The sequence below is a fragment of the Paenibacillus sp. S29 genome (assembly GCF_049319765.1).
In the GTDB taxonomy this organism is placed as follows: domain Bacteria; phylum Bacillota; class Bacilli; order Paenibacillales; family Paenibacillaceae; genus Paenibacillus; species Paenibacillus polymyxa_B.
In genome coordinates this window covers 79985-102827 of the sequence record NZ_JBMOUI010000010.1, presented here as the reverse complement: position 1 = coordinate 102827, position 22843 = coordinate 79985, and the positions used below count along the sequence as shown (strand labels likewise).

20 protein-coding genes and 1 tRNA gene are annotated in these 22843 nt (G+C 44.5%); 19 read left to right on the top strand and 2 right to left on the bottom strand.

The genetic code is table 11. The annotated features are described in order from the left end of the window. Nucleotides 1-38: 38 nt before the first annotated feature. On the bottom strand, nt 39-566 hold the full coding sequence (locus tag ACL9RM_RS17575) for a phosphatase PAP2 family protein (RefSeq protein ID WP_250267866.1): 528 nt from the start codon (nt 564-566) through the stop codon (nt 39-41). Between the two features lie 610 nt (nt 567-1176). Here ACL9RM_RS17575 and ACL9RM_RS17570 point away from each other — a divergent pair. From ACL9RM_RS17570 to ACL9RM_RS17530, 9 genes are all read left to right on the top strand, one after another. After that, nucleotides 1177-2415 (top strand): glycosyltransferase family 2 protein, encoded by a 1239-nt coding sequence (locus tag ACL9RM_RS17570; protein ID WP_069291469.1) that lies wholly within the window; start codon nt 1177-1179, stop codon nt 2413-2415. A gap of 310 nt (nt 2416-2725) precedes the next feature. Continuing rightward, the gene (gene infC / locus ACL9RM_RS17565; protein ID WP_013309378.1) at nt 2726-3223 is read left to right on the top strand and encodes a translation initiation factor IF-3; all 498 of its coding nucleotides are present in this window, start codon (nt 2726-2728) and stop codon (nt 3221-3223) included. A gap of 20 nt (nt 3224-3243) precedes the next feature. Beyond that, nucleotides 3244-3444, top strand: coding sequence for a 50S ribosomal protein L35 (gene rpmI, locus ACL9RM_RS17560; protein WP_013309379.1), 201 nt, complete (start codon nt 3244-3246; stop codon nt 3442-3444). Nucleotides 3445-3496: 52 nt separating this feature from the next. Next, on the top strand, nt 3497-3856 hold the full coding sequence (gene rplT / locus ACL9RM_RS17555) for a 50S ribosomal protein L20 (RefSeq protein ID WP_007429517.1): 360 nt from the start codon (nt 3497-3499) through the stop codon (nt 3854-3856). 378 nt (nt 3857-4234) lie between these two features. Beyond that, complete coding sequence (locus tag ACL9RM_RS17550) at nt 4235-5272, top strand: BMP family lipoprotein (protein WP_061829124.1); 1038 nt, start codon at nt 4235-4237, stop codon at nt 5270-5272. A 141-nt stretch (nt 5273-5413) separates the two neighbouring features. Then, nucleotides 5414-6952 carry an ABC transporter ATP-binding protein gene (locus ACL9RM_RS17545; protein WP_250267867.1) on the top strand — a complete coding sequence of 513 codons (1539 nt, stop codon included), beginning with the start codon at nt 5414-5416 and terminating at the stop codon, nt 6950-6952. Further along, nucleotides 6945-8024: an ABC transporter permease gene (locus tag ACL9RM_RS17540; protein ID WP_039269736.1), complete on the top strand. Its 1080-nt coding sequence runs from the start codon at nt 6945-6947 to the stop codon at nt 8022-8024. The genes ACL9RM_RS17545 and ACL9RM_RS17540 overlap by 8 nt, the downstream gene beginning before the upstream one ends. A gap of 1 nt (nt 8025) precedes the next feature. Then, nucleotides 8026-8985 (top strand): ABC transporter permease, encoded by a 960-nt coding sequence (locus ACL9RM_RS17535; RefSeq protein WP_010349245.1) that lies wholly within the window; start codon nt 8026-8028, stop codon nt 8983-8985. Between the two features lie 261 nt (nt 8986-9246). Next, a complete protein-coding gene (locus ACL9RM_RS17530) occupies nt 9247-9594 on the top strand; it encodes a hypothetical protein (RefSeq protein ID WP_023987757.1) in 348 nt (115 codons plus the stop codon). A gap of 34 nt (nt 9595-9628) precedes the next feature. On the opposite strand, the gene ACL9RM_RS17525 is transcribed toward ACL9RM_RS17530, so the two are convergent. After that, the gene (locus tag ACL9RM_RS17525; protein WP_250267868.1) at nt 9629-10069 is read right to left on the bottom strand and encodes a GNAT family N-acetyltransferase; all 441 of its coding nucleotides are present in this window, start codon (nt 10067-10069) and stop codon (nt 9629-9631) included. 613 nt (nt 10070-10682) lie between these two features. Here ACL9RM_RS17525 and ilvB point away from each other — a divergent pair. The 10 genes from ilvB (at nt 10683) to ACL9RM_RS17475 (ending at nt 22659) form a co-directional block, all read left to right on the top strand. After that, nucleotides 10683-12428 carry a biosynthetic-type acetolactate synthase large subunit gene (gene ilvB, locus ACL9RM_RS17520; protein WP_061829126.1) on the top strand — a complete coding sequence of 582 codons (1746 nt, stop codon included), beginning with the start codon at nt 10683-10685 and terminating at the stop codon, nt 12426-12428. 1 nt (nt 12429) lies between these two features. Then, entirely contained in the window at nt 12430-12915 is a 486-nt protein-coding gene (gene ilvN, locus ACL9RM_RS17515) for an acetolactate synthase small subunit (RefSeq protein WP_023987760.1), read from the top strand. Nucleotides 12916-13078: 163 nt separating this feature from the next. Further along, nucleotides 13079-14071: a ketol-acid reductoisomerase gene (ilvC, locus tag ACL9RM_RS17510; RefSeq protein ID WP_013309387.1), complete on the top strand. Its 993-nt coding sequence runs from the start codon at nt 13079-13081 to the stop codon at nt 14069-14071. Nucleotides 14072-14195: 124 nt separating this feature from the next. Then, nucleotides 14196-15737 carry a 2-isopropylmalate synthase gene (locus ACL9RM_RS17505; RefSeq protein ID WP_025724101.1) on the top strand — a complete coding sequence of 514 codons (1542 nt, stop codon included), beginning with the start codon at nt 14196-14198 and terminating at the stop codon, nt 15735-15737. A 204-nt stretch (nt 15738-15941) separates the two neighbouring features. Further along, a complete protein-coding gene (gene leuB, locus ACL9RM_RS17500) occupies nt 15942-17018 on the top strand; it encodes a 3-isopropylmalate dehydrogenase (RefSeq protein WP_076158045.1) in 1077 nt (358 codons plus the stop codon). A gap of 321 nt (nt 17019-17339) precedes the next feature. Beyond that, nucleotides 17340-17879 (top strand): peroxiredoxin, encoded by a 540-nt coding sequence (locus tag ACL9RM_RS17495; RefSeq protein ID WP_023987763.1) that lies wholly within the window; start codon nt 17340-17342, stop codon nt 17877-17879. 261 nt (nt 17880-18140) lie between these two features. Beyond that, nucleotides 18141-18557 (top strand): hypothetical protein, encoded by a 417-nt coding sequence (locus tag ACL9RM_RS17490; RefSeq protein WP_013309391.1) that lies wholly within the window; start codon nt 18141-18143, stop codon nt 18555-18557. A gap of 337 nt (nt 18558-18894) precedes the next feature. Continuing rightward, nucleotides 18895-19998 carry an ATP-binding protein gene (locus ACL9RM_RS17485; protein WP_061829128.1) on the top strand — a complete coding sequence of 368 codons (1104 nt, stop codon included), beginning with the start codon at nt 18895-18897 and terminating at the stop codon, nt 19996-19998. A gap of 341 nt (nt 19999-20339) precedes the next feature. Beyond that, complete coding sequence (locus tag ACL9RM_RS17480; RefSeq protein WP_322162686.1) at nt 20340-22481, top strand: bifunctional diguanylate cyclase/phosphodiesterase; 2142 nt, start codon at nt 20340-20342, stop codon at nt 22479-22481. 107 nt (nt 22482-22588) lie between these two features. Then, nucleotides 22589-22659 (top strand) — tRNA-Gly (locus ACL9RM_RS17475). Nucleotides 22660-22843 lie beyond the last annotated feature (184 nt).

The window sequence follows — 22843 nt, the reverse complement described above, 5'->3', positions numbered from 1 at the left end:
GTTCCTGCTGGGATGTTCTCAATCATACCATATCGGCTTTAAGGCCAGAATGCAACCGTTCCTATTGCTGCAGACGTTCCGATGACCGCTCCTGCGAGTACATCCGTTGGGTAGTGAAGACCCAGATAAATTCGAGAAAAACCAACAATTGTCGCTACAGGCAACAGCAGCAATGTTAGCATCGGTGACTGTAGCATGAAAGGCACGGTAGCTGAAAAAATAGCGGTCGTGTGCCCTGAGGGAAAAGAATGGTCCGACAAGGGGTTGCGGAATGTATTTGTACCTGGTAGCGCCAAATACGGGCGAATCCGCGGGTACAGCTTTTTAACGATAGCTACGGGGATGTGACTAACCCCGAGAGCGATGGCTCCCTTCATACCGGTATCTTTCCACGGATTCGGAGCGAGCCACCAAATAAGGAGTGTGGAGGCTATAGTAGAGGTAGCCCCGCCTAAATGTGTGAGATAATAAAGCCAGAAGTTCAAAAAACGGTTGTGTAAGCGTCCGTTGATCCATTTGAACAACTGCTGCTCCAGATTTACAAGTTTTACGACTAGACGTTGCATTTGGTTTCCTCCGGTTGCCGGTTCAGGTCAGTCGGCAAATATTTTGAGTCATTTTGACATAATCAGACCATAAGTAATTATTCTCTTGCTCTCATCATATTTTTAAACGCTGTTCATTTCAAGAATCACTAAAGATTCAAACTTACTTGGTTCAATTCTACACAAAAATGTTAATGGAATATAAGCCAAATTGTATAACTTTCTTTGCGTTCATCCGTCTAATAAGATAGAGTGTTTAGAAGTGGTTGCTAATTGGCCCACAAAAAGGAGGGACCAAAGAAATAAAAAGTTAGCAAATGGATGAAAATAAGACCTAAGCGTCATCAATGAGAAGACCAGCGCCGCATTCCCGGTTCAAACGGGAGTTTGTTGTGTTTTTTTGCTGCTGAGACCGGTTTAAGGGCTTTGACAAAAGATTGAAAACCAACGAAAATCGTAATGGCATTCCTGTGTCAGCCAAAAGGGGGCTGCGCACAGCCAATGAAGAAAGCAAGGGTCGGGTCAAAAACTACAGAAAAGGCGCGCAAAGCGCCGCAACTTGCGCTACACAGATAGAAAACAAACAAACGCAAGATTTTAAGGGGTATAAAAAAGGGGGTAACAAGAGATCATGTTAGACGCTATTTTTGTGACGCTCCAGGTCATACTGGCGGTGATCGCAGTCTATCAGTTTGCATTCTCCTTGTTCGGATTGGTTCGCAAGAAAAGGAAAGAGCACGCGGCTCCAGAAAAATCATTTGCCATTTTAGTCGCTGCCCACAATGAAGAACAGGTTGTCGGAGCATTGATGGAAAATTTGAAACAACTTGATTATCCGAAGGAACTTTACGATGTGTTCGTAATCTGTGATAACTGCACAGATAAGACTGCGGATATTGTTCGCGCTCACGGCATGAATGCTTGTGAACGTACGAATCCAAATCTGCGTGGTAAAGGCTACGCTATTGAGTGGATGCTCAAGGAATTATGGGCTATGCCGCGCCAATATGATGCCATTGTCATGTTTGATGCTGACAATTTGGCGCATACCAATTTCTTGAGTGAAATGAACAATGATCTGTGCACAGGTGCCCGTGTTATTCAGGGGTACATTGATACTAAGAATCCTGAGGATTCTTGGATTACAGCGGCATACGGGGTATCTTATTGGTACATCAACCGTTTGTGGCAGCTGTCACGTCACAATCTGAACATGGCTAATTTCCTCGGTGGTACAGGCATGTGCTTTGAAACAAATCTGCTTAAGGAAATGGGCTGGGGTGCAACAAGTCTCGTAGAGGATTTGGAATTCACCATGCGCTGCACACAACGCAACGTATATCCAAGATTTAATTACGATGCCAAGGTATATGATGAAAAGCCGTTGACATTCAAAGCTTCGTCCAGACAGCGTCTGCGCTGGATGCAAGGTCATTTCACGGTTGCTCGACGTTATTTCTTCCCGTTGCTGTGGCAAAGTATCAAGCATAGAAGCCTGATTAAATTCGATATGGCTCTTTATGGTCTAAACGTGTATATCGTACTGCTCACCTTCTTGATGACAGTAGCTATGTGGATAGATATAGCGTTATTTGGTGGACCTAATATCGAAAATATTTATGTACAATTCCCGGCTTGGACGGGTGTTATAGCTGTGGGTCTGAATATTACTACCTTTGTGATCGCGATGATTTTGGAAAAGGTCACGTTCAAAAAAGTATATCTGTACCTGCTGCTATTTCCGGTATATCTGGTCTCGTGGTATCCGATTACGTTCTATGCGTTCTTTACACAGAACAACAAGCAATGGAGCCATACCCAGCACACGCGTGTCGTTCGCCTGGAAGAGGTTCAGAGCAAGCAAGGTTAATTGGACGGTGAAATAGGACTGAAGATCGGTGTCATTCATTTTCTATTAAAGTGTTGACACCTCGATTGCACCGTGATAAGATATTCGAGTATGTTAATTGAAAAGTATGGATTAACAAGTAGAAGGTCCGACTTCTCACCTGCCCGGTATTGCCGGCTGGTCATGATCCAATGATTTGTGAATTGAACTTTCATGATGAATTGAGTATCAGACAGGGATGTCGGCTGTATAGTCGTCATCCCTTTTTTGTGCTTAAACACAATACAACAATAACAGGTTCTGGAGGTGGAGGGTTATTAGTAAGGAACATATGATCAATGATGAGATTCGGGTGAGAGAAGTACGTCTAGTTGGTGCGAATGGGGAACAAATCGGGATTACACCGACGCGTGAAGCTTTGCAAATGGCGATTGACGCAAACTTGGATCTCGTAAACGTGGCGCCTCAAGCGAAGCCGCCCGTGTGTCGGATTATGGATTACGGTAAATTCCGCTATGAGCAACAGAAGAAAGAAAAGGAAGCCCGTAAAAACCAGAAGATCGTTGACATCAAAGAGGTATGGTTCCGTTCCAACATCGAGGAACATGACTACCAAACCAAGTTTCGCAATGTGGTAAAGTTCCTGAATGAAGGGGACAAGGTGAAATGCTCCGTTCGTTTCCGCGGTCGTGAAATTACCCATGCTAATGTGGGTCAAAAAATTCTCGAACGTGTGAAATTGGAAGTTGCTGATCTTTGTACCGTGGAGCGCCAACCCAAGCTCGAAGGACGCAGCATGATTATGATATTGGCTCCAAAGAGTCAATGACAAATTAAGGAGGAAGTTCAATGCCTAAAATGAAAACACATAGCAGCCTTAAAGGCCGCTTCAAAATTACCGGTACTGGTAAAGTAATGCGTTACAAAGCTTACAAAAACCATTTGCTTTCCCACAAATCCAAACGTGCAAAACGCGTTCTGGGTACTAACCCTGAGATGGCACCTGGGGACGTTAAGCGTCTGAAACAAGGTCTTGCTAACCTGAAATAGCACTAGCACTGCAATGAATGAAGCATAAACATTATTTGGGAGGTCTATTGATATGGCAAGAGTAAAGGGCGGATTCGTCGTTCGTCGTCGTCATAAAAAAGTATTGAAGCTTGCTAAAGGTTATTTTGGTTCCAAACACCGCATTTTTAAAACAGCTAACGAGCAGGTAATGAAATCGCTTGTTTACGCATACCGTGACCGTCGTCAGACGAAACGTAACTTCCGCAGACTGTGGATCGTGCGTATCAACGCAGCAGCTCGTTTGAACGGTTTGTCTTACAGCAAATTGATGCACGGCCTGAAATTGGCTGGTGTGGACATTAACCGCAAAATCTTGGCTGATCTTGCAGTCAATGATATTAATGCATTCAACTCTTTGGCAACTGTTGCTAAAGGCAAAATCAACGCTTAATTATTAATAATGAAGGCGTGGAAACCGCGAAAGCGGTAAAAAGGTATCCCAAGCAGTACGCTGTGTAGGGATGCCTTTTTTTGTACATACTCAATGTTACGGAAAAGACTTCGTTTTCTCCAAAATACGAATAAATATAACGTGAGATGGAAGAATGTATGTTTTTTTTAACTTTGTAACGCTTACATTGATGAGATTTTAAAAAAAATTGACCCAAGGTTATTAATTGTCTAGATTTTAGCCGATCATAATTGTATAATCTCTAAAGTAAGTCTTCTGTACGATCTGTCTCGTCAGTAAATGACATGCATGAGCATGTACATGTTCATAGAAAAGAGACAGTCCAGGGATCTAACACTAAGGGGGAACAGTATCAGCATGAAGAAAATGTTCAGTATGTCTTTGGTTATGCTGCTGGCGATCTCGGTCATTCTCGCAGGCTGCGGTAACAAAAATCAAGGTGCGTCCAACGCAAATGGTGGAGACACAGGTGGTTCTGCCAAAACATCGAATGTCCAAATCGGCATGGTTACAGATGTGGGTGGAGTAAACGACAAATCGTTTAACCAATCTGCTTGGGAGGCACTACAAGCCACTGAGAAAGAATCGGGCGTTAAAGTTAAATACCTGCAAAGTAAATCCGATCAAGATTATATTCCTAACCTGAACCAATTTGTTAAGGGTGATTTTAACCTGACTTGGGGAATCGGTTTTAATCTGGCGAATGCGATTGGACAAGTAGCGAAAGACAACCCAAGCAAGAATTTGGCGATCATTGACAGTGTAGTGGATGCGCCTAACGTAAAATCGGTTGTTTTTGCTGAAAATGAAGGTTCCTTCTTGGTGGGGGTTGTAGCTGGTAAGCTTACCAAAACAAACAAAATTGGTTTTGTGGGTGGACAAGACAGCCCATTGATCAAACGTTTTGAAAAAGGATTCGAAGCAGGAATTAAAGCTGTAAATCCAAATGCAAAATTGGAAGTTAACTACACAGGTGCATTTGATAAGCCGGACCTGGGTAAAGCAGCAGCAGCGACGATCTATAACAGTGGTGCGGATATTATTTTCCATGCAGCTGGCGGATCTGGAACAGGTGTATTTAATGAAGCACTCGCACGTAAGCAACAAGGTCAGCAAGTATGGGTTATTGGCGTAGATAAAGACCAATCACTTGAGTTTGGTGACGACGTAACATTGACTTCGATGGTAAAACGTGTAGATGAAGCTGTAAAACGCGTATCTAAAGAAGTAATTGATGGTAAATTTAAGGGTGGTGTCGAGACACTGGCTCTGAAGGATAATGGTATTGGTTTGGCAGACACATCAACGAAAAACGTACCTAAAGACGTGCTTGATCTTGTAGAACAATACAAGCAAAAAATTATTAAGGGCGAAATTACAGTTCCTTCGAAATAAGTTTTGGCTTGAAGAACATAGAAGTAGCGACAAGGCTGGTTCATAAGACTAGCCTTGTTCTTACGTCTGGAGTTATATGGATTATAACGGGCAAAATCAGCTCATTGGAGCACATACTATAAAGTGTATAAGGGTGATCTCATGGATGCAGCGACCCCCGTCGTTGAGTTAAAGCAAATTACAAAACGATTCCCCGGCATCGTTGCCAACGACTCCATCAGCATCAAGCTGCATAAGGGAGAAATTCATGCCCTTTTGGGTGAGAATGGCGCGGGTAAATCTACGCTTATGAATATTCTTTTCGGACTGTATCAGCCGGATGAAGGGACAATTGAAATCGGAGGTAAACCCGTACAGATTGATAGTCCAAATAAGGCGATTGATCTGGGGATTGGCATGGTGCATCAGCATTTTAAACTCGTACAGCCGTTTACCGTTACCGAAAATATTGTCCTGGGCTCGGAGCCACGTAAGGGTCTGAAAATCAATTATAAAAAGGCTGCCGCAGAAGTACAGCGGTTGTCTGAGCAGTACGGTCTTCAGGTAAATCCGAATGCCAAAATTGAGGATATATCTGTTGGTATGCAGCAACGTGTAGAAATTATCAAAACGCTCTATCGCGGTGCAGATATTCTGATTTTCGATGAACCTACAGCTGTACTGACACCGCAGGAGATCACTGAGTTGCTGGACATTATGAAGCGCTTGGTCGCTGAAGGCAAATCAATTATTCTTATTACTCATAAACTTAAAGAAATCATGCAAATTGCAGATACCGTTACGATCATTCGCCGAGGTCAGGTTATTGATACGATCAAGACGTCTGAAACAACACCAAATGAGCTGGCTGAGAAAATGGTGGGCCGTCGCGTGTCCTTTAAAGTGGACAAGCAGCTTGCGCAACCAGGACAAACAGTACTGGAAATGAACAATGTAATTTCTAAAAACAAGGATGGCATTAATGTTCTAAATGAGTTGAACCTGCAGGTCAAGGCGGGCGAGATTTTGGGGATTGCCGGAGTAGATGGAAATGGACAGAGTGAGCTGATTGAAGCTTTGACAGGCTTACGCAGGGTGGATGGCGGAAGCATCCGTTTGCTCGGACAAGATGTGGCCAATCAGCCACCACGCAAAATTTCAGAGGCAGGCGTTTCACATATACCGGAGGACCGTCATAAGCATGGGTTGGTGCTCGATTTTTCTATGAGTGAAAATATGGTGCTGGAGACGTATTACCAGGCGCCTTACAGTAAAAATGGCTTCTTGAACAAAGATGCTATAGAGAAACAGGCCAAAAGTCTTATCGAAAAGTTTGATGTAAGGACACCGGATATTCACACGAAGGCAAGAGCGTTATCTGGTGGGAACCAGCAGAAGGCTATCATTGCGCGTGAAATTGATAAAAATCCAGACCTTCTCATTGCAGCACAGCCTACACGCGGTCTGGATGTCGGAGCTATTGAATTTGTCCAGAAACAACTGATTGCCCAGCGGGACCAAGGTAAAGCAGTGTTGCTCATATCTTTTGAACTGGATGAAATTATGAATGTATCCGACCGAATTGCTGTCATCTATGAGGGCAAGATTGTCGGGGAAGTGCTGCCAGAAGAAACGAATGACCAGGAACTGGGACTGATGATGGCAGGAAGTGCAGTGAAGAAAGGAGTAGAGAATGGCTAATCTATTGAAAATATTCACAAAAGACTCCTTTGTACTGGCGCTGGTCTCTATTATTTTGGGTCTCCTTCTGGGTGCTATTGTGATGCTGATTGGCGGGTATGACCCTATTGTGGCCTATTCTGCTTTGTTTAGCCGTGTATACGGAGATTCTTATAACTTTGGAGAGGCTATCCGTGAGATGACTCCGCTGGTTTTAACGGGGTTGGCATTTGCTTTTGCGGCCCGCGCCGGATTGTTTAATATTGGCGGCGAAGGTCAGTTTCTGGTAGGTATGACAGCTGCTTCGATTGTGGGCATTAAACTCCATGGGTTGCCAGCTATCATACATGCACCGTTGGCTGTGATTGCAGGTGCAGTTTTCGGAGGCCTGTGGGCTGCGATTGCTGGCTATTTGAAGGCCAAACGAGGCGTGAATGAAGTTATTACATGTATTATGATGAACTGGATCGGTCTGTATTTGGCTAATTTGGTGATCAATCAGTTCGCACTTATGGATGGTGAAAATCGTTCTGTGGATATTCAGCCTTCTGCTTCAATTTCCATCGAATGGCTGTCCCAGATGATGGGGAATGCTCGGGTACATTGGGGTACGGTTATTGCTGTGCTGGCGGCAGTCTTTTTCTACATTTTCATGTGGAAAACAAAGCAAGGCTATGAGCTACGGGCTGTCGGATTTAATCAGGATGCATCCCGCTATGCAGGTATGAATGTAAATCGTAATATCATAAAAGCGATGTTCATTAGTGGAGTTTTTGCCGGATTGGCAGGTGCCTTTGAAGTACTGGGAGTATTCCATTATCAATCTGTTATGGCAGGATCACCGGGAACCGGCTTTGACGGTATCGCTGTAGCTCTGATTGGGATGAATAACCCCTTCGGTGTGCTGCTCGGTTCTGTTTTGTTCGGAACGCTTACGTATGGTTCTGCGGGGATGAGCTTTAGCGCAGATGTACCGCCCGAAATTATCCGGGTTGTCATTGGCTCGATTATTTTCTTCATTGCGGCCCAAGGTATTGTACGTTGGGTTGTGAAGCCGCTCTACTCCAAGCGGAAGAAAGAGAAGGTGTTGTAAAATGAGTTGGTTAACACTTGGTGAATTAATCCATACAACGCTCGTTTTTGCGACGGCGATTATTTTTGCGTCTCTCGGCGGAGTTTTTTCAGAAAAATCCGGTGTAACGAACCTCGGGTTGGAAGGACTTATGGTATTCGGAGCGTTTGCAGCGGGTGTTGGCGGATTTTATGCCGAGCAAGCTGGACTAGGAGGCACCTCTGCGGCTTGGGTAGGTGTGCTGTCAGCTGCGGTCTTCGGTATTCTGGTTTCGCTAATTCATGCTGTAGCCTCTATTACGTTTAAAGCCGATCAGGTAATAAGTGGTATAGTTATCAACTTTTTGGCAGCAGGTAGTACACTGTACATGGTCAAGCTTTTATTTGAGGGTGATGGTGACACGGGTCGGATTCAGGGTTTCAACGAAATATCCATCCCTTACCTTGTGGATATCCCGATTGCAGGAAAAGCCTTTTTCCAAGCCTATCCAACGACATACTTAGCCATTCTATTAGTTATTATTGGCTATTTTACTTTGTATAAAACACCGTTTGGCTTGCGTTTGCGTTCCGTTGGGGAGCATCCAGGAGCGGCCGATACAGTGGGTATTAAAGTAAATCGTCTTCGGTATATTGGTGTTATGATCAGTGGGGCGTTGGCTGGGATTGGTGGAGCTACCATCACCCTGACTACAACCAACATGTTCTCGCACAATACAGTTTCGGGGCAGGGATATATTGCTATTGCCGCTATGATTTTCGGTAAATGGAATCCGCTCGGCGCTTTTGGCGCAGCAGTGTTTTTTGGTTTTTCACAAGCCATTCGCAACTATGTGCAGCTGTTCGCATGGTCCCAAAGTATTCCCCAGGAAATTATTTTTATGTTGCCATATCTCCTGACGATTATTGTACTGGTAGCGGCTGTCGGACGTTCGCGTGCTCCGGCCGCTTTGGGTCAACTTTATGATCCAAGCAAGCGTTAAAACTTATAAATAGCTGATGTGTATGTTTTGAAAATGTACATTGGTGTATAAAAAATCTGGTATCTGCATGTGCAGGTACCAGATTTTTTTATATTGTGCAGGCATTTAAACATACGCCACTGGCATGAATGGAATAGACTGTGCTATGCAGATTGGACGGGACGCTCGGCCCCTGTCAGCTCCGGTCTATTTTGTGGTGGTGATGAGCTATCAAGGAGCCGTTCAATCTGTCCATCCGTTGAGAAAGAAGGAGGAAATACGATGAAACAGGCAGTAACCAGAAAGCAGGTGGAGAAGCTTGTTGGCAAAGTCATCTTTGCTACTCGCAAGGATGGTTCCCAGGTCAGCGGCAAGCTGATTCGCATTTCGGGTAACCGACTGGTTCTTCAACCAAACCGCAAGAAAAAAGTAAACACGAAGGCGATTATTCCTCTGGTGCTGTTTGACTTGCTTGCCATCGGCACAGCTCCATACATTGGTGCCTATGGTGGGGGATATGGTGGCTACGGTCCAGGTTATGGAGGACCAGGATATGGTCCGCAGCCAGGCCCGTATACAGACGGGGGGTACCCCGGAGTAGGATATCCGTATTACCCTAATTTATTTTAGTCATACAAAATCTTGAGCTCGAAAAAGATACTTTTTACAGTGACTTTTCGAGTTCGTGGCATCGGCTCAGAGCTACGTAGCGCAGCATTTGATATTGATGACGCAGATAAAAATGGATCCCCCTGATATTGTCTTCGTCCACCATAACTTTAGCCCGCTTGCAGCGACGCAGTCGTCCGTAGTGTTCGGCATGCTCCAGCAGTTTTTTTCCGTATCGCATACCTTGATGAGCCGAAGAGATTGCGATCAAATCAATGTATAATAGTTCGCCATGCAGCATAACATGAATAAAGCCAACAACCTGTGCATTATCCGGTCTGCAAGCTACAAAAGTGATGCCCCGGTTTAAGCGCCGGGGTAATTCTTTGCGTATTTGTTCCATTTCTTGGGCACTTAAATGCGATAGAGGGACAAGCTCTTGCTCGATGAGACGAAAGATGATGGTGTCATCTTGATAGCTGCGTTTTCGAATCATAAACGGGCCTCCTTTTCTACCCTTTTAACAAGATAAGACGTGGCTTTGGAGGAGTGCACTGTCTCACCGTGTGGTCTTTTTTATAATATGCGGGTACCTCTTACAAGCGTGCGACTCTGAGGTGCTTCAGAAAAGAAACATGAATTTTTATGAAATATGGGTATTGACTATCCCAGATGAGAGACATATAATGTGTCTAAACATTTGAAAGAATGACATGAACTCAACGGCAATGAAGAGGACGAAGTGATTAGGGCTCTTTTGTTCAGAGAGTGAGGCATTAGCTGCAAGCTTCACCAAAATCCCTTTTTAACGAGCTCACCTTGGAGCTGTTTTCCTGAAAAGTATTTGGGCCCGATGATATTAACGGTGCGCTGAATCACCTATTAGGGAAAATCGTACGGTCTACGTTACAGACGCCAGATATGGAGATCCTTTGTGATTTCTGTACCTGCCAAGGTTCGATATTGCGAAATATCGGGCAAACACGGGTGGTACCACGGAAGCTACAGCCTTTCGTCCCTCAGTAACAGCAAGTCTGTTCTAGGGATGAAAGGTTTTTTTGTTTTTACAAATGTCAGATGTATGTAAATTTTGTAAAGGAGGATGACCAATGAGTGCACAAATTCCTGAAGTTAGGTCAACCAATGAATTACGTGAAAAGTGGATGAAGCCTGAAGTGATTACAGGTTCGGAAATTTTACTCCGTAGCCTGTTGCTGGAGGGAGTAGATTGTGTCTTCGGATATCCTGGTGGTGCAGTGCTTTATATCTATGATGCCATGTATGGCTTTAAGGATTTCAAGCATGTCCTCACTCGTCATGAGCAAGGAGCTATTCATGCGGCAGATGGTTATGCACGGGCGAGCGGTAAAGTGGGTGTCTGTATCGCCACTTCCGGACCTGGAGCGACAAACCTGGTAACTGGTATTGCGACGGCTTTTATGGATTCGGTGCCGTTAGTGGTCATCACGGGTAACGTTATATCTTCCCTGATCGGTACGGATGCTTTCCAGGAAGCCGATATCACGGGAATTACAATGCCGATTACGAAGCACAGCTATCTGGTAAGAGATGTGGAGGATCTGCCGCGAATCATCCATGAGGCATTTCATATTGCCAACACAGGGCGCAAGGGACCGGTGCTGATTGATATTCCGAAGGATATTTCTGCAGCCCAGACGTTGTTTGTTCCACAAACAGAACCTGTGACCATGCGGGGTTATAACCCGAAAGTGATACCCAACAAAATTCAACTAGACAAGCTAACTCAAGCTATTTCCGAAGCAGAACGTCCATTCATTCTGGCTGGTGGAGGAGTTGTATACTCCGGTGGACATGAAGCACTTTACGAGTTTGTTCGTAAAACGGAAATTCCTATTACGACAACATTGCTCGGATTGGGTGGTTTCCCAAGTGGACATGAACTGTGGACGGGGATGCCGGGGATGCATGGAACATACACCTCCAATCAAGCGATTCAACAGTCAGATCTGTTGATCTGTATCGGAGCCCGCTTCGATGATCGGGTAACAGGCAAGTTGGATGGGTTTGCTCCTCAAGCTAAAATCGTCCACATTGATATCGACCCTGCTGAAATTGGAAAAAATGTTGCAGCAGATATTCCTATCGTGGGTGACGTGAAGGCAGTGCTGGAATTGCTGAATCAGGATGTGAAACGTGCGGATCGAGCTGATGCATGGAGAGCGCAAATTCAGCATTGGAAGAAAGAGAAACCTTATTCATATAAGGATTCTGAAACAGTGCTTAAACCACAATGGGTTGTTGAGTTGTTGGATGAAACTACCAAGGGCGGCGCAATCGTAACGACGGACGTGGGACAGCATCAAATGTGGGCAGCACAGTATTACAAATTCAATCAGCCACGTTCATGGGTCACCTCTGGTGGACTCGGTACGATGGGATTTGGTTTCCCTTCTGCAATCGGTGCTCAGATGGCCAATCCCGACAGATTGGTAATATCGATTAACGGGGACGGCGGTATGCAGATGTGTTCGCAGGAATTAGCCATCTGTGCAATCAATAACATTCCGGTTAAAATCGTAATTATCAACAACCAGGTTCTTGGAATGGTTCGTCAATGGCAGGAATTGATCTATAACAATCGGTATAGTCACATTGACCTGGCTGGAAGTCCGGATTTTGTGAAACTTGCCGAAGCATACGGAGTTAAAGGACTGCGTGCTACGAATAAGGAAGAGGCACGTCGGGCTTGGCAGGAGGCGCTTGATACACCCGGACCGGTCGTTGTCGAGTTTGTAGTCAGCAAGGAAGAGAATGTATATCCGATGGTGACGCAAGGTTCGACAATTGATCAAATGCTGATGGGGGACGAGTAAAATGACAACAAAAAATACCATTGCTGTACTGGTAAATGATCAACCCGGCGTTTTGCAACGTGTGTCCGGCCTGTTCGGTCGCCGAGGCTTTAACATTGAGAGCATAACTGTGGGACAATCGGAAGAAGTTGGATTATCCCGTATGGTCATTGTGACTGTAGGGGATGAGAACAACTTGGAGCAGATTGAAAAGCAGCTTTACAAGCTGGTTGATGTGATCAAGGTCATCGATCTCAGTTCCAAGCCGATGGTAGCTCGGGAATTGGCGATGATAAAGGTAAAGGCAGAACCGCCTCAGCGGCCAGAGATCATGGGTGTGGTAGAAACATTCAGAGCAGCTGTAATTGATGTTGGAACGACGAGCTTGATCGTACAGGTCATTGGCGATACAGAAAAAATTGATGCCATGATCGAGTTGTTGAAGCCTTACGGTATTCGGGAGTTGACTCGAACCGGGGTTACAGCTATGATACGTGGCAATGCTTAATATGAAGCTTTAACGAATTACCGCTTATAGCGCATTACATCAATAAAGAACCGCCCGCATAAGAGCGGGGGCTCGAAGAGATTTTTGGATACTGAGCACGAGGGAAAGTCTCTTGGGGTACCCGCTCATTATGAAGGGTCCAATTAAAAGGAGGAAATTAACCATGGCAGTTACAACGTACTACGAAAAAGATGCAGAACTCAGCGTATTGAAAGGAAAGACAGTGGCCGTTATTGGTTACGGTAGCCAAGGACATGCTCAAGCACAAAACTTGCGTGACAGTGGTGTGAATGTTGTTATTGGTTTGCGTGAAGGCAAATCAGCTGATGTCGCAAGAAACGACGGTTTTGAAGTTCTGAACGTAGCTGATGCAACAAGCCGTGCAGATGTGGTTCAAATTTTGTTACCTGATGAAACTCAAGCTTCTGTGTACAAAAATGAAATTGAACCTAACCTGAAAAAAGGCGCAGCTCTTTTGTTCTCCCATGGTTTCAACGTTCATTTTGGACAAATCGTAGCTCCTAAAGATAGCGATGTATTGCTGGTTGCTCCAAAATCCCCAGGACATATGGTACGTCGTACCTATGTAGAAGGGTTTGGAGTACCGGGGTTGATCGCAATTGAGCAGGACGCAACGGGTCAAGCCAAAGAAATCGGTCTTGCATACGCAAAAGGCATTGGCTGTACACGTGCGGGCGTAATTGAAACCTCCTTCCGTGAAGAAACGGAGACGGATCTGTTCGGTGAGCAGGCGGTATTGTGTGGCGGCGTGAGCGCACTCGTAAAAGCGGGCTTTGAAACATTGACTGAAGCAGGATATGCTCCTGAGATGGCATACTTTGAATGCTTGCATGAGCTTAAGCTGATCGTTGACCTGATGTATGAAGGTGGATTGGCAACGATGCGTGATTCCATCAGTAATACAGCGGAATATGGCGATTATGTAACTGGACCACGCGTGGTAACGGAAGATACGAAGAAAGCCATGAAGGATGTATTGACTGACATTCAACAAGGTAAATTTGCTCGTGACTTCATCCTTGAAAATCAATCTGGACGTGCATTCCTGACGGCTACTCGTCGTAATGAGGCTAACCATCCGATTGAAGTGGTGGGCGGACAATTGCGTGAAATGATGCATTGGATCAAAAAGTAATAATCTTTTGTACTATGAACTCGACAACATGAATTATTTATAAATATTAATTACAATGCGGCCCTGCTTATTGCGTGAGCCGCATTGTAATTTAAGGGTCCTAATCCTGAGGAGGTGCGTTAGGTTGCGCAAAATATATATATTTGACACAACGTTGAGAGACGGAGAACAGTCACCTGGCGTGAACTTGAATACTCGTGAGAAAGTGGAGATCGCTCATCAGTTGGAGAAGCTGGGAATCGATCGTATGGAGGCTGGGTTCCCGGCTGCTTCTCCGGGTGATCTGGCGGCTGTTAATGCAGTAGCAAAAGCTGTGAAAAATTCGACGGTTATTGGTCTTTCGCGTGCAAGGGAACAGGATATTGATGCGGTTCGCGAGGCACTCAAGGGAGCTCAGGACCCGTGTATCCATATCTTTTTGGCAACTTCTCCTATTCACCGTCAGCATAAGCTGCGGATGGAGAAGGCACAGGTATTGGAAACTGCTCGTGCTGCCATACGCTATGGGTTGAAATATTTGCCTAAAGTGGAGTTTTCTTTGGAGGATGCAGGTCGTACAGAGCTTGATTTTGTGGTTGAAATGGTCACCATGGCTGTACAAGAAGGGGCTTCTGTTGTCAACATTCCAGATACGGTAGGTTACTTGACACCCTACGAGTATGGGAATATATTCAAACACATTAAGGAAAATGTGGTCGATGTGGAGAAGATTCAATTGAGTGCACATTGCCACAATGACCTGGGAATGGCTACTGCTAATACACTCGCTGCCATCCTGAACGGTGCGGATCAGATCGAGGGAACCATTAACGGTATTGGTGAACGCGCTGGAAACACGGCCATTGAGGAAATCGCCATGGCACTGGAGACGAGACAAGAATTTTTTCAGGCCAAAACATCTCTGCAATTGTCTGAAATTGCGCGCACAAGCCGTTTGGTTAGCCGTTTGACGGGGATGGTAGTGCCGGGCAACAAGGCGATTGTTGGAGCCAATGCTTTTGCGCACGAATCAGGTATTCATCAAGACGGCATGTTGAAAGAGAAAACGACTTATGAAATCATGACACCAGAAAGTATCGGTCTGAAAGAAAGCAAGCTGGTACTGGGCAAGCATTCAGGACGGCATGCTTTCCGTGAGCGTTTGATCGAGTTGGGCTACGAATTGAACGAAGAAGATCTGAATCGCGCTTTTGGGCAGTTCAAGGATCTGGCTGATAAGAAGAAGGAAGTTTCGGACGATGATATTTTGGCATTGCTGGAAGAAAAATTGGCCGATGCACCTGAAGTTTTCAAGCTGGAAACGATTTTTGTTACCTATGGAAACAAAGCTACGCCTTCCGCACAAGTGCGTCTGGTTAACGATGAAGGTCAGGTTATCGAGACAGAAGCTGAAGGAAATGGTTCAGTCGATGCGATCTACAATGCGATTGACCAAGCCAGCAGCGAAAGCGTTGTACTTTCAGATTACTCCATCAAGTCAGTTACCCATGGTAAGGACGCCCTGGGTGAAGTCCATGTAGTGCTGACGCAAAACGGACTGTCTGTGCAGGGACGCGGGGTAAGTACCGATATTCTGGAAGCAAGTGCTCGGGCTTACGTAGATGCGCTAAATGGTTTGATCGACAAGCGTAAAAATTACAGTAATCGCGTAGATTATAAATCTTAATTTTATGCAGACTTAAGAGTTGGATATATACAGGATCGGATATTTCCGGTCCTGTTTTCTTTTTCTCTGATGAAAAAATCAACTTATAGGCTGTGCCTATTGAATTGATAGATTCTATATCTTGGTCAAAGTCCTGCCATGTATGTTACAAAGAAGGTATGAAAAATACGGTTGTATAGCTGTATAACAAGAGGAGTGTACGTGATGGCAGACGTTAAAAAGATTGCGGTAATAGCGGGAGATGGAATTGGACCTGAAGTGGTCGCAGAGGCAGAGAAAATTTTGAAACGTACGGAAGAAGTGTTCGGCCTTTCATTTGAAACGGAGCATGCGCTGTTCGGCGGGATTGCGATTGATAAGAAGGGCACACCATTGCCGGAAGAAACACTGGCAGTATGTCAATCTGCAGATGCCGTTCTGCTGGGAGCGGTAGGAGGACCACAATGGGACAACAATCCAAAGGAGCTTCGTCCTGAAACTGGACTGCTGGGCATTCGTAAAGAGCTCGGTCTGTTTTCGAATCTTCGTCCTGCTGTCGTCTTTGACTGTCTCAAGGACGCATCTACATTGAAACCGGAAGTGTTGGAAGGAACGGACCTGATCGTGGTGCGCGAACTGACGGGCGGCATTTATTTCGGTGAGAAGTTCAGACGAGAAAGTCCTCAGGGTGAGGAAGCAGTCGATACTTGTGCATATAATGTAACAGAAGTAGAGCGTATAGTGCGCCAATCTTTCGAAATTGCACAAAAACGTCGCAAGAAACTAGCATCGGTGGATAAGGCTAATGTACTGGAAACCTCCCGTTTATGGCGTGAAGTCGTTAACCGGGTTGCTGTAGACTACCCGGATGTCGAGCTGGAGCATGTATTGGTTGATAATTGCGCCATGCAATTGCTGCGTCGTCCATCTAGCTTTGACGTCATCGTGACGGAAAATATGTTTGGTGACATTCTCAGTGATGAAGCGGCTATGCTGACCGGATCCATCGGCATGCTCTCCTCCGCATCACTTGGAGAAGGCAGCTTCGGCCTATACGAGCCGGTACATGGCTCGGCGCCTGACATTGCAGGTCAAGGGCTGGCGAATCCCATTGCAACGATTTTGTCCGTTGCTTTGATGTTCCGCCTCACCTTCGGGTACGAGAAGGCAGCTGATGCCATTGAGAAAGCGGTAGCTGAGGTATTGGATGCAGGGCACCGTACGGCGGATATTGCGGTGGATAAATCTCAAGCGATCTCGACAACTCAAATGGGAGATCTGATCGCAGCAGCTATTCGTTAAAAGCTCCGCAAATCACCTGTTCTGAAAAAAAGCTTCCTATTATATAGTAAGGTTATACAGTACAGCCTTTTCGACAAATGTTTAGCACAGTAGCTCCTGAGCAATCAGGAGCTACTTGTATATTCAAAAGTTCAAAATGTGAATAAAGCGTGAATTTTTAAGCTAGTTTAAAATAATTATAAAAAAGTAATGGTTATAATATTGACTTTGATTTCAGCGAATGATAACATTTATCAAGTAAGTTGTTCATTACAATACAGATGATTGAGGAAAACACATTCGGTGTTTTTCTTACATATTTTAAAGGAGGATTTCATTATTATGGCAGAAAGATTGGTAGGAAGACCCGCCCCTGATTTTGCATTGGAAACAGTGACTGGAGACGGTCAAGAATTTGGTTCGGTGAAGCTTTCCGATTACCGTGGCAAGTGGCTCGTATTTTTCTTCTATCCACTGGATTTCACTTTTGTGTGCCCTACGGAAATTACAGCGTTGAGCGATGCTGCTGACCAATTCAAAGAGCTGGATACTGAAATTCTGGGTATCAGTGTAGACTCCGTGCACAGCCACAAAGCATGGATCAACACAGCTAAAGAAAACAATGGTCTGGGCAAACTGAACTTCCCATTGGCTTCTGACATCACGAAGAAAACAGCGAGCGATTATGGCGTTCTGATCGAAGAAGAAGGCGTTGCATTGCGCGGCTTGTTCATCATTGATCCAGAAGGCGAATTGAAATATCAAGTGGTTAACCACAACGACGTAGGCCGCAGTGTGGAAGAAACTTTGCGTGTGCTGCAAGCTTTGCAATCCGGTGGCTTGTGCCCAATGAACTGGAAACCAGGCGATCAAAATCTGTAATATAAGCTTCACAAGTTGAAATTAAACAAGCAAGCCCCCAACTAGCGGTTACTCTGCCGTTATTGGGGGCTTGCTTGTCTGCTCTGTGCCAGCGCAAGATGTGAGGATATCCTGTTTAAATAAGACAATATAGAGTGAAGTAACAAATAATTATGGAAATGTTGTTGTGTTCTGGAGGAATTTTGCCTGATGAAAGCGAATAAGGTATTGTAGAAGATAAACAAGGCAGAACAGGTTTTGTTCAGAGGAGGCTGAGCCCGGATGAGTTATTGCTGTGGAGCAAGCATGGTAGGAACCAAGGGAACGCTGAAGCATTACCGCACCCAAGTTCATAATGTTCCTTTGCTGTTTTGCCCGGTATGTCGTCGCATTGAAGTTCATTATAAAGTCGAAAATGAGTATGAAATTCTGGCTGAATATGCACATGGAGATGGGGCAACCGAGATTGATTTTCAGGATTATGTCATGGAAGACGATGATACGATATTTGAAAATTGTGTGAATCGTGAAAGTGAAGATGCCTTTGAAATTGTGAAGCGTCAAATTGACATATCTCTGGATTTATTGATGGTAGCCAAACAGATGAATGATGAAAAATGGCAGGGAGAGCTTAAGAGAAGACTGGCCGTTATGAGCCAAAGACGATCCCGACTTCAACATAATAAGAGCGGCAGTTGACATCCTACACACCAAAGAAGCTCTCAATTCTGGAGAGCTTCTTTGGTGTGTAGGGCGCTTGTTCCTAACGTAATCTTTCATTTTGGTAATGTTGCGCAGATATTATGACGAAAGAAAACAGGATAAAAATTTGGATTCGACACTTTTTCCGATTGACTGCGATCCTTAATCTTGTCTATCATAAAATAAGACTCGAATTGGAAAGAGATGGTCGGATTTCTGTGAAACTGTTTTCTACATCATTGAAGGGTAGTCGATAGATGCCTTTCTCTTCTTCAAGATTATTACGCGTCCGAAACGGCCAGTTTGTCATTCCGAAACAAGGGGGAAGCCTGGCATGATCAGTGAATTCCAAGAAGCCTTGCTTGATACCGTGGGAGCTTGTCCTTCCACACAGATCGCCAATAACAAGTATGAAAATGTGCTGGAGAACCTGGATAGTGGTATCATGCTGTTTGACAGTGACGGGGTACTGACCTTTATTAACGTGCAAATGGCGAAATTGCTGGAGCTACCACGGAGTTCGCTAGCAGGTCGCAATTTGATGCAAATTTTGCATCATCCTGAGTTAAGTCGGTTTAAGAAGAAGAAAATCATGCGGATTTATAAAGAAACTATCTTTCATAGAAAGCGCTATCACGAGTTGATTGATGAGTATGGTCGGCATTGGTTGATAACAGTGACCTATGGTGATCAGATGGATGGGGATTTTTTGTTTAGCGTCAAGGATGTGTCGGATTATAAGCAGATTGAGCAGACGGCGTATCAAAACGATAAGCTGGCGATGCTGGGACGCATCTCTGCCTCTATCGCCCATGAAATCCGTAACCCGCTTACCGCAATTCGGGGCTTTATTCAATTGCTTCGGCCACATTTGGTGGAGTTGGGCAGGGACGAGTATGCCCGCATTATATTAACAGAGATTGATCGTGCGAACGACATTATTTATGAGTTCTTAAATTCGTCCAAGCCTTCGGCTCCGCAAAAAACAGCTGTATCTGTGATGGGCTTGCTGAAAGAGGTAGTGATGCTGACAGAAAGCGAAGCATTAATGAAGGGTTGCCAGATTGCATTGGACGAAAATGATGAGCTCATGAAGGTTTCCATTGATGTGAAGCAGATTAAGCAGGTTATCCTCAATATGATTAAAAATGCGATGGATGCCATTGAAAGCATCAGTGGGGAACGAGAGGGCTTCATCGATATCCATACAGTGCTTGAGGGTAATTATGTCCACATTTGTATTGAAGATAACGGATTAGGTATGGATCACAATACATTGGCGCGTTTATTTGATCCTTTTTTTACAACAAAAGAAAGTGGAACCGGATTGGGATTGGCTGTGAGCTATCGAATTATCAAAAATCACGGAGGCTTCATACATGTAGACAGTAAACATGGAAGTGGCACACAATTCAAAATCACGCTTCCTGTAGTTTAATATGGGGAGGTTTTCGCAGAGGGGTCCTGTACATACTATTTCTTTTATGTTGTGCAGCGTTGGGGTATAGGTATCACCTTTTTGGAAAAGGTTGTCTGAAGCGCATAATCTGACAAGATGATGCGCTTTTTTGGTGCTGTAAGCTCGGTTATTTGCGTAAATGCGAAAATGAATTCATGAATTTAAGACAAAAAAATGATTCACCTTTCACAGATTAAATGCTATTATATACCAGAATACAACATTATTTTTGATACTATAGACTTAAACAACGGCTTCCAAAGCTGTCAAACGTCTTAGATGATCGGAATCTCCGATATGCAGGGGGCTGAAGAGGCTGAATGAGTATACGGCTGGAAGTAAAAAAAACGATAGGTATCGGCATTGCTTCGATAGTTTTGTTTGTCTTGGTTCAGTTATTTCACGTAACTTTGAATAAGATATACTCCCATAATGTTTTTTTCTTGTTATATCCGATTGTAGGATTTTCCTGTGCTGCGATTTGTTTTTCTATTTTTTATCAGTCCTGGTCCGTTTTACTGGAACAGTTATCCTTGCAGAGACTTTTTATTGCCCCGACGTTTTTGGTGGCTGGTCTGCTTTACCTTGTTCATATTGTTTCGTTTAGTTTCGTAAGCCTGACGGACTTTGCTTTGTCTCCGGGCATTTCGTTATGGCTGCTATTTGTAAATCGTGCCGTTACTTCTGTCTTGCTCTTATGTGTTTGTTTCCTCCCGTTTAGCAAGACGAAGTCTGAATACAAGACAGTGGCTTTGTGGGCAGGGATAGGCTGCACTTTGCTGATTCTAGGAGTTATTAAGACATTTGGTGCAGACTTACCGGATCTACGTATACGATACGAAATAGGCAACTTAGGCTGGACATTAAATCTGGCTGTCATGTTACTGCTTGTGCTCACTTTTATTTTCGGGGTGCGAAAATATCGGAAAGCCCGCCCGGCGGAGTTGGGCATGTTGCTTATTGTTCGTGGGATTGGGCTGTGTGTTGTGAGTCAGTTGTTCTATTTATTTTCTGAGCAAATGAGCGATATTAATCACCTTTTGGGACTTTTGACCAACGCGGTAGCATTTTATAATATGTTGAGCGGGCTGGTTCGGTTGATGGTTCTGGTTCCTTATCGTGAAAAGCAAGCAGCAGAATCTGAGTTTAATCACATTGCCTATAATGATGATATAACAGGACTCCCCAATCGTCGTCGCCTTTCCCAACGCTTAGATAAAATATTGCGCAAATCATTGAAATCGGATGAGACAGTAGCGCTTTTAGTGCTAAATATTGATCGTTTCAAGGCGATTAATGACTCGCTTGGACATATGGCAGGGAATTATTTGCTGTATGCGGTAGGCGAACGCTTGGGGCATTTTAGCCGTGAAGGGGAAGCAGTCTTTAGCATGGGCGGAGATGAATTTGCCTTTCTTCTAACGGGATACGAAGATACAGATGCTATGAGAAATCGTATTGATGATATGGTGAAGCTGTTCGATCAGCCTTTCGATATTAATGGCGAATCCTATCATGTGATGGTGAGCGTTGGTATAGCTTTATACCCGTTGGATGCGAATCAGAGCGAACAGCTTATTCAGCAGGCGGATACGGCTGTCCATAGTGCCAAAGAGCAGGGAGTGAATTTTCAGCGGTATGCTAGCGCGATGCAGATGCGAGCGCATGAAAGACTCCAGCTGGAAAATGATCTGCGGCGAGCGCTTGAAAATGAGGAATTTTCATTGGTATATCAACCACGTGTCCACCTGCAAAGTGGCGAGCTAACGAGTTTGGAGGCGCTGGTGCGATGGAATCATCCTCATCGTGGGATGGTGATGCCGGGCGATTTTATTCCGGTGGCTGAAGAAAGTGGTTTAATTGTGCCCTTGGGGGAATGGGTATTAAGGGAGGCCTGTCTGCAAAATAAGCAATGGCAGGAGCTCGGGTACCCACCCATCCCGATTTCGGTCAATTTATCCATGCGCCAATTTCAGCAAAAAAAGCTGGTGGATGTCATTCGGGGCATTTTGACCTATACGGAACTTGAAGCACGCTATCTAGAGCTTGAGATTACCGAAAGTATGACCTTTGATAAGGATCGGGCCTTTGAACAGTTGAAAAAAATAAAGGCTATTGGTGTCGCAATCAGTATTGATGATTTTGGAACTGGCTATAGCTCATTGCATTATTTGAAGAATCTCCCGATTGATCGTCTAAAAATTGACCGTTCCTTTGTAAATGAGGTACTGGTCGACAGCAAAAATGCGGCAATTGTATCTACTATTGCCTCCATGGCTCACCATTTGAAGCTGAAGGTTACGGCTGAAGGAGTGGAAAATGAGGAGCAGCTTCATTTTTTGCAGGCACAGGATTGTCATGAGGGTCAGGGATATTACTTTAGTCGCCCCATTCCTGCAGAAGTTTTTGAAAAATTGTTTTTACGTAAACCTATGAATTGGCTGGCTCAGGATAGTATGTAGTATGCTTGCATTTTGCTGAAAGGTAAGTTATACTAAATAACATCCTGATTCAGCTGGTTGACGATAGGTTAAGCGTGTCATACATAAGAATCGAGATGTTATAAAATGCGGGTGTAGTTCAATGGTAGAACTTCAGCCTTCCAAGCTGATAGCGTGGGTTCGATTCCCATCACCCGCTTACTGTTTTAAAAAGTTCGAAACCCTTGTGACGCAAGGGTTTTTGTTTTGTTTGGAGCTAGATAAATGCATTATAGCCGGGGTGCCGACGGGGTATCACGGCTTTTTGCGTTCTTACGAACTATTTTTACATTGCTACACAAAATAAAATATAAAATATTTAGCTTAGATGCTATAAATAAACA

What these genes read in the sequence shown, in the direction of transcription:
- rplT (WP_007429517.1), top strand. Translation starts at nt 3,497, where the DNA reads ATGGCAAGAGTAAAGGGCGGATTCGTCGTTCGTCGTCGTCATAAAAAA.
- ACL9RM_RS17575 (WP_250267866.1), bottom strand. Translation starts at nt 566, where the DNA reads ATGCAACGTCTAGTCGTAAAACTTGTAAATCTGGAGCAGCAGTTGTTC.
- ACL9RM_RS17570 (WP_069291469.1), top strand. Translation starts at nt 1,177, where the DNA reads ATGTTAGACGCTATTTTTGTGACGCTCCAGGTCATACTGGCGGTGATC.
- ilvN (WP_023987760.1), top strand. Translation starts at nt 12,430, where the DNA reads ATGACAACAAAAAATACCATTGCTGTACTGGTAAATGATCAACCCGGC.
- ACL9RM_RS17490 (WP_013309391.1), top strand. Translation starts at nt 18,141, where the DNA reads ATGAGTTATTGCTGTGGAGCAAGCATGGTAGGAACCAAGGGAACGCTG.
- ACL9RM_RS17535 (WP_010349245.1), top strand. Translation starts at nt 8,026, where the DNA reads ATGAGTTGGTTAACACTTGGTGAATTAATCCATACAACGCTCGTTTTT.
- ACL9RM_RS17485 (WP_061829128.1), top strand. Translation starts at nt 18,895, where the DNA reads ATGATCAGTGAATTCCAAGAAGCCTTGCTTGATACCGTGGGAGCTTGT.
- ACL9RM_RS17540 (WP_039269736.1), top strand. Translation starts at nt 6,945, where the DNA reads ATGGCTAATCTATTGAAAATATTCACAAAAGACTCCTTTGTACTGGCG.
- leuB (WP_076158045.1), top strand. Translation starts at nt 15,942, where the DNA reads ATGGCAGACGTTAAAAAGATTGCGGTAATAGCGGGAGATGGAATTGGA.
- ilvC (WP_013309387.1), top strand. Translation starts at nt 13,079, where the DNA reads ATGGCAGTTACAACGTACTACGAAAAAGATGCAGAACTCAGCGTATTG.
- ACL9RM_RS17525 (WP_250267868.1), bottom strand. Translation starts at nt 10,069, where the DNA reads ATGATTCGAAAACGCAGCTATCAAGATGACACCATCATCTTTCGTCTC.
- infC (WP_013309378.1), top strand. Translation starts at nt 2,726, where the DNA reads ATGATCAATGATGAGATTCGGGTGAGAGAAGTACGTCTAGTTGGTGCG.
- ACL9RM_RS17530 (WP_023987757.1), top strand. Translation starts at nt 9,247, where the DNA reads ATGAAACAGGCAGTAACCAGAAAGCAGGTGGAGAAGCTTGTTGGCAAA.
- ilvB (WP_061829126.1), top strand. Translation starts at nt 10,683, where the DNA reads ATGAGTGCACAAATTCCTGAAGTTAGGTCAACCAATGAATTACGTGAA.
- ACL9RM_RS17495 (WP_023987763.1), top strand. Translation starts at nt 17,340, where the DNA reads ATGGCAGAAAGATTGGTAGGAAGACCCGCCCCTGATTTTGCATTGGAA.
- ACL9RM_RS17480 (WP_322162686.1), top strand. Translation starts at nt 20,340, where the DNA reads ATGAGTATACGGCTGGAAGTAAAAAAAACGATAGGTATCGGCATTGCT.
- rpmI (WP_013309379.1), top strand. Translation starts at nt 3,244, where the DNA reads ATGCCTAAAATGAAAACACATAGCAGCCTTAAAGGCCGCTTCAAAATT.
- ACL9RM_RS17545 (WP_250267867.1), top strand. Translation starts at nt 5,414, where the DNA reads ATGGATGCAGCGACCCCCGTCGTTGAGTTAAAGCAAATTACAAAACGA.
- ACL9RM_RS17550 (WP_061829124.1), top strand. Translation starts at nt 4,235, where the DNA reads ATGAAGAAAATGTTCAGTATGTCTTTGGTTATGCTGCTGGCGATCTCG.